10 protein-coding genes are annotated in these 12589 nt (G+C 40.0%); 2 read left to right on the plus strand and 8 right to left on the minus strand.

Annotated features, from left to right (window positions below; genetic code table 11):
- Window positions 1-9 precede the first annotated feature (9 nt).
- The 8 genes from NBC122_RS07925 to NBC122_RS07960 form a co-directional block, all read right to left on the minus strand.
- Window positions 10-1050, minus strand: a complete 1041-nt coding sequence (locus NBC122_RS07925; RefSeq protein WP_133439860.1) for a sugar kinase — start codon at window positions 1048-1050, stop codon at window positions 10-12.
- Window positions 1051-1096: 46 nt separating this feature from the next.
- Window positions 1097-1972: a polysaccharide lyase family 7 protein gene (locus tag NBC122_RS07930; protein ID WP_133439861.1), complete on the minus strand. Its 876-nt coding sequence runs from the start codon at window positions 1970-1972 to the stop codon at window positions 1097-1099.
- A 12-nt stretch (window positions 1973-1984) separates the two neighbouring features.
- Window positions 1985-2845, minus strand: a complete 861-nt coding sequence (locus NBC122_RS07935) for a PKD domain-containing protein (protein WP_133439862.1) — start codon at window positions 2843-2845, stop codon at window positions 1985-1987.
- 92 nt (window positions 2846-2937) lie between these two features.
- Entirely contained in the window at window positions 2938-4371 is a 1434-nt protein-coding gene (locus NBC122_RS07940) for a RagB/SusD family nutrient uptake outer membrane protein (RefSeq protein WP_133439863.1), read from the minus strand.
- Between the two features lie 10 nt (window positions 4372-4381).
- Complete coding sequence (locus NBC122_RS07945; RefSeq protein WP_133439864.1) at window positions 4382-7264, minus strand: SusC/RagA family TonB-linked outer membrane protein; 2883 nt, start codon at window positions 7262-7264, stop codon at window positions 4382-4384.
- A gap of 147 nt (window positions 7265-7411) precedes the next feature.
- Window positions 7412-7762, minus strand: a complete 351-nt coding sequence (locus NBC122_RS07950) for a cupin domain-containing protein (protein WP_133439865.1) — start codon at window positions 7760-7762, stop codon at window positions 7412-7414.
- Between the two features lie 10 nt (window positions 7763-7772).
- Window positions 7773-10031, minus strand: a complete 2259-nt coding sequence (locus NBC122_RS07955; RefSeq protein WP_133439866.1) for a heparinase II/III domain-containing protein — start codon at window positions 10029-10031, stop codon at window positions 7773-7775.
- A gap of 841 nt (window positions 10032-10872) precedes the next feature.
- A complete protein-coding gene (locus NBC122_RS07960; RefSeq protein ID WP_133439867.1) occupies window positions 10873-11640 on the minus strand; it encodes a sulfite exporter TauE/SafE family protein in 768 nt (255 codons plus the stop codon).
- Window positions 11641-11994: 354 nt separating this feature from the next.
- On the opposite strand from NBC122_RS07960, the gene NBC122_RS07965 reads away from it, so the two are divergent.
- Window positions 11995-12213 carry a gliding motility protein GldL gene (locus NBC122_RS07965; protein WP_133439868.1) on the plus strand — a complete coding sequence of 73 codons (219 nt, stop codon included), beginning with the start codon at window positions 11995-11997 and terminating at the stop codon, window positions 12211-12213.
- Window positions 12207-12545 carry a low molecular weight phosphatase family protein gene (locus tag NBC122_RS07970; protein WP_133439869.1) on the plus strand — a complete coding sequence of 113 codons (339 nt, stop codon included), beginning with the start codon at window positions 12207-12209 and terminating at the stop codon, window positions 12543-12545. The genes NBC122_RS07965 and NBC122_RS07970 overlap by 7 nt, the downstream gene beginning before the upstream one ends.
- Window positions 12546-12589: the final 44 nt, after the last annotated feature.

The following is a 12589-nucleotide window of genomic DNA, read 5'->3' on the forward strand; positions in this document are numbered from 1 at the left end:
TAAAGAATTTTATCTTGCCACACGTCCGGAAGCATCGCCGCCCATCAGTTTGGTCACCTCATCTACGGTCACCAGATTGGCATCACCTTTAATGGTATGTTTAAGGCAGGAAGCAGCTACAGCGAAATCTAACGCGTTCTGATCATCATCAGGATAAGTTAATAATCCGTAAATCAATCCGCCCATGAAAGAATCTCCACCACCAACACGGTCAACGATATCTGTGATCTGATATTGGCGGGTCTGCAACATTTCTTTTCCATCATATAAAACTCCGGCCCAGGTGTTGTGGGAAGCGGAAATGGAACCCCGAAGCGTGGTAATTACTTTTTTGGCTTTCGGGAACTTTTCCATCATTTGCTGACAAACTGATAAAAACGCTTCTGCTTTTACGTCGTGCCCGTGAGTCTGAACTGCTGCACCATCGGGTTTGATACCGAAATGCATTTCTGCATCTTCTTCGTTTCCGAGGATGATGTCGCAGTAGGAGGTAAGTTCAGTCATGATTTTTTCTCTGTCACCACCGAATTTCCAAAGTTTAGCTCTGTAATTAAGATCGGTAGAAATGGTAAGTCCGAGTTTGCTCGCAGCTTTTACAGCTTCCAGACATACATCAGCAGAACTTTGGGAAATCGCCGGCGTAATTCCGGTCCAGTGAAACCACTCCGCTCCGGCAAAAACCTCTTCCCAGTTCACCATTCCCGGCTGAATTTCAGCCATTGCAGAATGGGCTCTGTCGTAAACCACTTTGCTTCCTCTGGAAACAGCACCGGTTTCAAGAAAATAAATTCCCAAACGGTCTCCACCCCAAACAATTTTATCAACTCCAACGCCTCTTTTGCGCATTTCCATCATCGCGCACTGGCCGATATCATTTTTCGGTAAACGGGTTACAAAATCAACAGGAATACCATAATTGGCCAATGATACCGCCACATTGGATTCGCCACCGCCGTAAACGACATCAAAATTATCTGCCTGTGAAAATCTTAAAAATCCCTGTGGTGCCAATCTCAACATAATCTCACCAAATGTTACTACTTTACTCATTACTTTTAATTTTAACCTTCTTTAGTTTTTTAAATTTTATATTCAATTAGTGGGAAACCGACAGCTTATAGATATTAACTTTTGCAAAAGTTCCCGGTTCTTTGGACTGGAAATAATTTCCGGCTTTAAAATAGTTTTCAAAAACGTTCCATTTTCTCAGACTTTCATTTTCATAAACCTTGGTCTCGTCGTTGTTCAGGGTGATGGCCATTCTGCCTTCTTTCACTTTCACTTCAAGAGTAAATTTATTGAAATCTACTTTTTCTTTAAAATTGTAGCCTTCGTCATCGGTCCACGCATCGGTCTGAAGCATTTCTTCATAAGTTGCGTTTGGATTTTTCAGCACTTTTGTTTTTATTCTGATTTTACCGTTTTGCCACAGGATTTTTAAAACCGGCGGTGCGTTATGATCTTTCTGACCGATCAGTTTTTTTTGCTCATCGGTTAATCTTCCGTGAATCTGTAAAATGATTACTTTACTGTATTGGCCCGCGCCTTCTCTGCTCACTTCGCCCATAGCCATTTCAGCTTTCAGCGTACCGCCCTGTTTGAAGGTCCAGTTTATATTATTATTACCCGGCACCATCTGTTCTCTCAGTTCCGAGCGGGAAAACGAGGTATTGGCCGTTTTACCTTCGCTCGGGTAGGCATAGAATACCAGTGCTCCCGTTTTCGGGTCGTTATACATATTCTTTTTGAGCAAATCATTATTGGCGTAATTCAGGATTTGCGGCGGCTCAACATTGGTCACTTTGCCGGTTGCCGGATCCAGTTCCGGTGTGGTGACGCTCCAATGGCTTAAATCTATTGAAACCGGTTTAGCGGTTTTTTCCTTCTTACCCTGCGCGGAGCAGTTTAATGACAGTGAAAGTAAAAGGGTTCCACACAAAATAAACGGAATGAATCTGTTTGGTAATTTCATCTTAATGTTTTTTTAATTCAGAGCAATTGTAAAAGAGTCAACGTAAGAAATGGTCCCTCCATCATTATCAACATATAAAGCAATGGTTGAATTGGCACCCGAATTAAAGGATAATACTACAGTGGTAAAATTTCCCTTTCCGGTCGCGTTGGTTCCAATTTCCTTTTTGATGATTTTGGAGTTGATCAGTGCCGGATCATTTACAGCGCCTGCGAGAACAGCCATTCTGATGCTTCCCGGGCCAATTTCCTGAGAATATTTACAGGTCACCATATAATTCGTGTTTGGAGTAACGGTTAATTCCTGATAGGCGATTCTACGGTCGGATCCCGATGGGAATTTTGCAACGAAACCACCTTCAAAAACTGATGAAGCAGAGATTTGAATCACCCCGCCAAGAGTACTGTTTCTCCATGGATCTTTACTTGCGTCTACATTTCCGAAATCAAAACCCGGTGCCAGAATAACAGGCACTAAGGCAGCCGGTACCAACGGTTTTACCACTTCAACTGTTTTCTTAATCGTATTCGTTTTTCCCAGTTTGTCACTTGCGGTGAGGCTTACTTCATAAGAACCTTCACCAGGGAAAGTGAATTTCGCATCAACGGTTTTAAACGTGTTTCCATTACCGAAATCCCACAGATAGTCTGTCGCACTTATCGATTGGTTAGCGAAGGTATAGGTTTTATAATCATCACCGGTACCTTGGCCTTTACTGTAAGTGAAATCAGCACTTGGGGGAGTAAGATCTGGTTTTGAACCTTCCTCCGCAATATCGTAACCTCTGATATCACAAGAGGTGAAAATCAATAACAAAAGGAACAGAAAAGCTGAAATTGTGCTTATTTTTTTTATTTTGAATTTATTTTTCATGAGTAGAAATTTAATTTTTAAAATCTTGCGCTATAATTACCGGCTGGAAGCGATTGGACCGGTTCATTAGAACTGATAACCTGAAATGCTGTTTAATAGCCTGGGTTCTGTTTCAACAAACCTCCGCTAATGTTAATTTCTCTCTGAGGAATTGGCAGCAACAAGTCAGTCCCTGTAAACGCATAGTTATTGGCAGCTGAATAAGCAGCTAAAACAGTTTGAGCCTGCCCAAAACGCACTAAATCGAAGAAGCGCTGATTTTCGAAAGCTAATTCCACCCTTCTTTCGTCAAGCAGTTCCTGACGGGTAATGTCTCCGTCGGCATCCGCGGACAGCCCGGCTCTTTCCCGCACTAATCTGAAAGAATTCAAAGCGGCTGGAGCTGTGGTATTACTGTTTCCTGCCATTATCGCTTCTACATGCATCAGTAAAACATCTGATAAACGTAAAACGATCCAGTCATTACCTGCAGTTCGTGGATTAACTGATGTAGCGGGTATGCCAAGACTTGCATCTGCGACAGGTAAATATTTTACCACCTGTTTTTGGGAAGGCTGAGCCGGATCTATTCTGTAAGAATACGCGGTTCGGTTTCCTCCTGCTAAATCCAGAGCCGCCGCCGCCTCATTGGTCACATAATTCACACCGCTTGATCTTCCCACTGAATTCAGCCATTCTGCGGAGAACCCCTGGCTGTCTAATACATTATCCGGTACAAAGCCAATTGAGAAAATAACTTCCTTATTGTTTTCGGTAAAAAACACATCTTTGAAATTCGGCATTAATGAATAATTACTGGCCATTACCGCTTCACATAACTGCTGGGCCTCCGTGTAGTTGGTGCGCAGGGTTAAATAAACTTTGGCCAGGAGTGTCTGTGCCGCCGCCTTTGAAGCTCTGTTTTTGTGGGTGTTATCCAGAGAGGCAACTGCCGTTTTCAAGTCGCTTACTATTAAATCGTAAATTTGTGCCTGCGGTACTCTGGTAAACTGGGTTCGTTTATCATCAATTGACAGCACATGATCTACGAATGGAATATCCCCAAACAACCTCACTAAGTTAAAATAGGCATAAGCTCTGACAAATTTCGCTTCACCTTCATATTTAGCACGTGTTTTATCAGAGGCCACATCCAAATGTTCCAAGACGGTATTTGCTCTGAAAATAATATTGTAATAACTTAAATAGTAATCAGAGACGATACCATTGGTTGCGGTGATGGTATAATTTTCAAACTGCGCTGCTTCACCTTCGCTGCTTTTGGTCCTGGTATTATCACTGCGCATTTCTGTCAGGTAAAATTCAAACTGAACTCCCTGATTTGCATTTAAATCACCTTCGAGGGCATTTGCGCCCTGTATTCCGTCATACATATTGAGCACCCCCGCCAGCAACTGCGATTCGTTCTGATAATAATTATCCGCGTTAATAGCCGATTCCGGTTCAGGACTTAAAAAATCACGACTGCATGACGCGGTGGTCAGAAATACCAATATAAACGCTGAAAGTATTGTTGATTTTTTCATTACTTTTATTTTAAAATTCTAAATTAAGACCTAAAGATACCGTTCTGAATGCTGGAGAACCACCTCTCTGATACCCATACGTAGTCGCTGATGTATTGTCTATGGATTCGGGATTAAAACCGGTATAACCTTTTGCTTTGATATAAAGCAGGTTTTGGGCAGTAGCATAGATCTTCGCAGAATTAATCACCCCTAATTTCGCCAATGTGGTTTTAGAGAGATTATAACCAATATTTAAATTTCTCCATGAAATATAGGACGCATCCTGAATGATGGCGTTGGTAAAGATTTTTTCTTTAATAAAGCCCTGGTCCGGAGTAGTCGCGATAATGTAGTCCTGCGCACTGTTGAAGTGATTGAACAAATACTGATCGGCAATATTTCTTACCTGTCCTCCCTGGCTTCCCTGAAACATAAAACTGACGTTAAAGTTGCCGATCTCAAAATCATTGGTAAAGCTCCATACCAGTTTTGGATAAGGATTTCCTAAAATGGTTTTATCTTCATCATCTATAAGTCCATCGCCGTTTAAATCTTTAACATAGACATCCTGTGCCTGTCCGCCGACAGGAAAGTAAGGATTGGTAATATATTCTTTTGGAATTTCTCTGTCTACTACCCATCCGTAGAAGGATGAAATTGGGTTTCCAATTAAATTGATCCATTCTGAGGCTCTCTTGTCATCGACACTTTGGATCAGTCCGTTGGAGTCTCCGAAATTAAGTAATTCGTTGATGTTCTGTGACGCAAGAATGGTACTGGTCCATCTGAAATCCTGTTTGGTAATATTTTTTGTCCGGATCTCTAACTCCACTCCGGAATTTCTTACTTTTCCAAGATTGGCTAAAGCGTTGGAGAATCCTGTAGTCCCCGAAACCGGATTATTTAATAAAAGCTGGTCACTGTCTCTTCTGTAAAAGTCCACTGAACCACTGATGATATTTCTAAACAGGCCATAGTCAAACCCCAGATTTACCTCCGCGTTACGTTCCCACTGCAGGAACGGATTGGCAATGTTAATAGGATTATAGGCATTGACCACTGTATTATTGACCACAGAGGACGAAGTGGACAGAAGTGATAGTGAAGGATAATTTTCTGTCAGGTAGCCGTTATTTCCACCTATTTTTAAATCTTTATTACCTGTAAACCCGTAGCTCACTCTCAGTTTTAAATTATTTAAAACACTGTTGCCGCTCAGGAAGTCTTCCTTACTCAATACCCATCCAAGGGAGCCCGCAGGGAAATAGCCGTATTTCTGATCTAAACCAAAAATGGAACTTCCGTCTCTTCTTACGCTGAATGAAGCTAAATATTTATTGTCATAGCCATAGTTAACTCTTGCGAAATAAGAAAATAAAGTCTGTTTGTAGGAATACGATCTTTTCCCTAAAAAGACGGTCCCGGCATCAAGCGTCTGTAGAATATCAGAGGTGTAGCCGGCCGCGGAAGTTTCGTCTCCCACTGTGTCCCAGCTTTCCGCGGAAACACCTAAAACAGCACTTAGGTCACTTTTGCCAAAATCTTTGCTGTAAGATAAATAATTATCATTGGCCAGATGTATTCTGTTCTCCGAGCCCAGATCTAACTGCGCGTCCGAAGGACCGATGTTCCCTGATAAAATACCCTGATATCTTCTTGCGGCGGTATTCTGGAAATCTGCCGAGAAAACAGTTCTGAAATTTAAATTTTTGGTAATATCATACTGTCCGTACATACTTCCATACACTTTAAATTTCTTCTCCGTTCTGTTTTTTTCAAGAATCTTGGCGACAGGATTGTTGTTGGAGGTATCACTGATACTCGTTCCGCCAGTGGCCACCGGCATTCCTGTGACTAAACTGTAATTATCAAACATTCTTTCCCACGCGTAATCACCAATTTTTACATTCGCATATCTGCCGTTATCTCTCAGTCTGTTGACAAATTGGATATTGTCCGCGTCGATGTAAACCGGTAACCACGGTGCCTGACGTAAAGCGTCATAAACAGATCCGTCAAATCTTCTTCTGTTGGTATACGAAGGAGAAAAATTAAATCCCATTTTTATTTTCTTACCGACTTTGGTATCCACTTTGGCGGTAAAATTATATTTTTTATAATCATCCGTAATGAGGACGCCTTCATCATGAAGATATCCGAGAGAGAAGTTGAATTTGGTATCCTGATTTCCCCCTTTCGCGCTGATACTGTGGTTTTCGATAGTTCCGCCGTCAAAAACAACATCCTGCCAGTTGGTATTGGTATTCAGTAACAGCATGTACTTGGTGCGGTCCGAAATCTTGCCGGTCTCCGCCATTTCTCTGGCCGCCGTTTCTGCGGTCGAGAACGTATACGCGTCGCTGTGAAATGCTTTCTTTACCCCTGTAAAGGTATTGTAAGAAAATTTGGTCTTTCCGGATTTACCCTGTTTGGTCGTAATCATGATAACACCGTTTCCACCTCTTGAACCATAGATTGCCGCAGAAGCCGCATCTTTAAGCACTTCAAAGGAAGCTACATTATTCATGTCCAAAGATCCCAGGTAATCATTATCGACTACCAGACCATCCACCACGATTAACGGATCAGATGAACCGGAGATGGAACCCGTTCCCCTAATTCTAATGGTAGGCGCGGAACCGGCTTCACCTTCAGTTGACTGTACATTTACACCTGAAACCTGTCCCACTAAAGCATCATCGACGCGGGATACCGCAATCTGGTCTAAAGTCTTATTCTCCACTTTAGAAATTGAACCTGTTAGATGGCTTTTTTTCTGGGTTCCATAACCCACCATGATTATTTCATCAATTTTCTGCTCCTTTAAAATCGTATCAGAGTTTTTAGACTGTGCCGAAATAAGGGTGCCGACAAATAGAAATACTACAGCTACTGGAATTTTGTTATTCATAAGATGATCGTTTAATTACAATCTGGTGAACCAAACTGGTAAACCAAAAATAGATCTAATTTTTGAATTATGAAAGCTTTTTAACAACTATTTAAAAGAACTTCAAAATATTTGCGTCATTACCTTGAATAATAAAAAAAACGCGGGCTATTTAAGCATAAAATCCTCCCGGATTGGGCTGAATACATCAATTAGAATTCCTGATTTTGTACAGGTTGCGCCGTGTGGAACGTGTGGCGGCATATAAACCGAATCTCCCTCTTTTACCGTTTTTGTTACGCCACCGATCATAAACTCAAACTCTCCGCTTGCCACATAAGTGGTTTGTGAGTGGTAATGGGAGTGCTCATAGCCGATTCCTCCCTCATCAAATTTTACTTTTACCAGCATGATTTTATCGTCATAACCCATTATTTTCCGTTGAACTCCTTCGCCAACTTTTTCCCATTCTTGGTTTTCGTCTAACAAAAACTCTTCGCTTGCTCCAAAACTTTTCATATCTATTATTTTAATTATTATTATTTATCAATTGATAAGGACCCACCCACCGGTACTCCTTATTGTTTATTTTTATTTCGTGTTTGCTTTCTTTTGAGGGATCATTGAAACAAAAAAGGAATAACTTTTTCTCGCCTTTTATAGGTTCAATACTTATGGCAATCATCGCCTCATCGCTATATATTATTTTTAGATTTTTTATATTACTGAATGAATTATGTGCAATTTCCGTCACCGGATTATAGTTACCGTGAGACTCCGTAACAGAAACAAAGAAAGTGTCCTTCGTGTTTGTTTTCCGAATCATCAATCCGGGATCAGTCCTAAGATTAAAGTTCGGATCATCTGCACCAAGTTTTGTAAATATTAATTGGTCTTCTGGGGAAACAATGGACGAAAGTGTATAAAACCGCTCCTTATTATGCCAGGAAAATTTTGCATTGCCACCGGGTTGATTCCCCTCCGCGGTTTTCCATAAATGCTGATAGCCATTTTTAGTACCTAAAGGAGCTAATATTTTTGGCGTTTCATATTTAAAGTTGGTTGATATTATCTGACCGGAATAATAATAAGGCAGATCATATTGGTTTTCTTTATCCGAATTTATTTTTATAAGATCTAAAAGAAAAGGATTTTCAAAATTTCCGTCCTTTATTAATGCCATCACCCTTTGCATATTCGTTCCGGTATACGCATTATGTTCCTTTGCGCTTACTATTTGGATATTTGGATCAGAATCATCAAATACATATTTTTCGGAATGGTGATTGGTAGCAATATCGAAATCGCCGCCGAAATGGGAGGTTTCATTTTGGGTAACCGTGTTATGTGCGACCGTTTGTTTTGCCCAGGTTGAATTTTCTTTTAAATAATTACCACCGCCTTTTTGCTCAATATTTACAAATCTTACCAAGCCATAATCCTGGAAAATTTCCTTTGCACCTTCGTAATAAGAAAACGATAATTTGTCATAGTGGCCATGACTGGATCCTTGAGCGGTATATTTCATTACCAGGGTCAGCAGGTCTTTGGAGCCCTGAATTCTTAATATTCCAATTCCTCCCTGTTTTCCATTTGGCCCATCAGTGTATTCAGCTGATTTTTGTGAAATTGGCGCTGCCAATCCATCTCTTATTGCTTTTGCGACTGTAAAACCTGCTTCATCTAAAGTAACTTCACCTTGTTTTTGTGCAATGGAAAGCAGGTCCGGACGTTTTCCGCCATAATAGTAAGCAGCATCGACCGCAAAAACCAATTCTCTGGAAAAGTAGGACATTCCTTTTTGCCCATCGTTTAACGGAAAAAATTCTCCATCGGTGTCCGTTAAATTTAATAAAGTATTTACGGAATTAAGTACAACGCCATTTTTGTATTTAAATATTTTGAGATCCGGTTTTAAGTTATGCAGCGCTTCAGCGTAAATCAGATAAGGATACATTGCATATCTTTGGTAGTAAGGACCTTCTGTAAAATACCCGTCGGGAGAAAACGGTTCGTCAATATTGGCCAGAAACCCTGATTTTTCGCCTGGCTTTTTTATCAAGCCGCCATCGTTGTCTCTGTCACCGGGTTTTATACCGTCATGTTTTATTCCGTATAAAGATCTTTTGATCAGTTTATGGTCCTTCATTACCAAACCGATCATTCCGACGGCAACCGTGCCCCATGTACTGTGATTGTGAACCCTGTTAAAAAAGTGTGGATTCTGTATCGAAATAAAATCAGCAAAAGGTCTGAAAAGATCGGTTTCTAATTTTTTTCTTTCCTCTTTACTTAAATAGTCATAGATACAGTCATAGGCCTGACTGGTATACACCAGCCAATTGGCATCATTCAGACACTGCCAGAACAGTTTTCCGCGCGTATAAGATCTTGTTTGAGGGTGGAGCGGCAGGGTAGGGTACATTTCCGCATATTGCAGAAGCATATCTTTTACATACTCGGCGTATTTTTCTTCTTCTGTAATCTGATACAGGACGCCCGCTTTCTGCATGATGAAAAAATTCTTCTTATGACGTTCGTGCGTGTAACCGCCGGAATAATCTTTAGGGATTGGAACGTCTATTCCGTGCAGAATTTCAGCGTCCACTTCCGCTTTTACGGTGACTAATGTCTGGTCAAAAAGCGGGACCGTTCCTAATTGCGCACGGATCTCAGAGACCCCTTTTTTAGTTAAAATTAATGAAGGATGTTCCTGTGCGAAAACATTTTGGGCGATTAGAAACAGAAAAAAGAAGCCGAAAATATTTTGAATTTTACTTATAGCCATAATTTCAAGATTTTTGATTTCATTTTTATTATTGGTTTACCAAATTGGTTTACCAAATATAGTGTTTTAGTTTGACGCTGTCAACAAGTACTGAATTTATTTTTTGACCTACAGTGTATTATAAAATCTAAAACTATTTTCTGGGTGAAAAGTTCAATTAGGTGAGTTTTTTGCACTGAAACGCAACTTCAGAACATTCGGGTCTCAATAACAAATCGCAAAATTATTTTGTGTGCACAAATATTAATCGTTTTGTACAATAGGGCCAAAACTCAATCACAAATATGTTTATAGGATATGAACGAGTTTCTACTCAGCTATAAGATAATGCGAGCCAAATTCATGCGTTAAAAAATGTGAAGTGTGAAACGATAATTTGAAGAAACAATTTACGGTGGTCGGTGGGAACCACTATTTATATTTTTCAGCATCGAATTATTTTTGTTTGGCAAAGGAAAATGTTTTTTTAAAATCCTAAAGTAAAGGAAGATCAGCGAGAAATTATCAATACTTTATTATAATTTCGGCGTTCCCATGCTTATGAAATGTTTTTTAATCATTTTCTTACTGATGTCTGCAAGACTGGAAGCAGAATCTTTCATTCCCCGGCGGGTTATGTTTGAATTCATTTTAAACGATAAGTGAATGCGGCCACCGAGCGCTCCAAGCTGAAGGAGTTACAGAAGATGGCGGCCTCCCATAAAATCGATCTCCATTTACCTTATCGGTGAAAATTCCTATGCGACCTCCGACTAGGATTTTAAAGATTTGGTTGCTCCTTACTGATTATTCATTGGTTATGAGGTGCTGGGATGATTGATGCTGGAAGTAAGGGCAAAAGCTATTTAAACATCACCTCATACCCGAATCTGCCGATCGACAGAAAGATGACCAGGATAAACACATAGCGGATAAACCGGTTTCCTCTTTTAATCGCCAGTTTGGCGCCCACAAAGCCGCCCAGCGCGTTACATACCGCCATGGGAAGCGCAATGGCCCAGATGATTTTTCCTTTCAGTAAGAACAGCGAAATAGAGCCTGCATTGGTGGCAAGATTAATCAGTTTGGCGTTGGTATTGGCATGAAGGAAATCCATGCCTAAGAGGGTGACGAAACCAAGAATAAAAAACGTGCCTGCTCCGGGACCGATGAAACCGTCATAAAACCCCACTGCAACACTCACGATACATCCGTTGATGACAGCGGTATGCCACGGAATCTGCTTTTCTTTGGCCTGTCCGAAGTCTTTTTTGAAAAGCGTGTAAACAGCCAGAGCGATCAGGATGAACAGCAGCACGGGTTTGATGAAATCGTTGCTGACGACTGTTAAAAGCTGCGATCCTAAAAATGCAGAAACAAATGCAATGAGCGCCATGATGCCCAGAAGCTTCCAGTTGATTTTTACATTTTTAAGGTATTGGCTGGTCGCGATAGCCGTACCGCTGAATGCGGGAATTTTAAGGGTTCCGATTACCGTAGAAACAGGAAGGTGTGGTAAAAAAACCAACGCCAAAGGAGTCTGAATTAATCCGCCACCACCAACGATAGCATCAATAAATCCGGCACAGAATGCCGCGCCGCAGAGGTAGAATAAGAGGTCTGTTTCCAACAGTTTACATTTTTTGCAAAGGTAAGTTTTAAAAGCGAAAATTTAAGGGCGGCCTTACAATTCCGACGGTTTATATCCTTGCAGTAGCAGACCTTTGTACGTGGCGGCTGGTTATTTTGGCGAGGCAGAAAAGAGGAGGGCAGTTTGCTGCTTCACATCTTGTATGCCTCAAAATTATACAATGGCAAAACATTAATAAACAGGTGGTTATAGTTTGGGTGGAATTAATGTACATGCGTATATTTGAGTTGCCCAACATTATAAACGATGAGCATAATACGACCGCGACTTAACGATTTCTATATTTGAGAGTTAGCAGAAATGCTATTCAACAACATTTCACATTAAAAGAAAATGAAAAACAAGAAAACCAAACACGCCTTAATAATATTCTTGATTGGATTTCTAATAAATATGATAGGAGCTTTTTTCAAAATAACTCATTGGAGTTTTGGTTCTTTATCAGGAAATGTGATTTTGGCAATTGGTTCAATTTTCCAAACAATTGGTATTCTATTATTACTTTACAAACTATTTACAAGTCCTAAATTTAAAGAGTTTCTGAAATGGTGAAAAATATATTATTTATTTGTTCAGCAAATAAACAACGATCAAAAACGGCGGAGGATTATTTCAGTGAAATTTATCCAGAACTAATTTTTAATTCAGCGGGAACAAATATTAAGTTATGCCAAAAAGAAGGAACAAATCCATTAAACCAAATTGATTTACAAAATGCAGATTTGATTTATGTAATGGAAACTAAACACAAAAATCAAATAGACTCAAATACAGAAAATAAATATTCAAAAAAAATAAAAGTTCTTAAAATTCCAGATATTTATAAATACTATCAAAAGGAATTAATTGAAATTCTAAAATCAAAAACTGTTGACGACTTTTAAAAAAGGCACTTCTGTTAATAACCAAGCTTTAGCTGCGCTCTGTT

The sequence above is a fragment of the Chryseobacterium salivictor genome (genome assembly GCF_004359195.1).
GTDB classification, from domain to species: Bacteria; Bacteroidota; Bacteroidia; order Flavobacteriales; family Weeksellaceae; genus Kaistella; species Kaistella salivictor.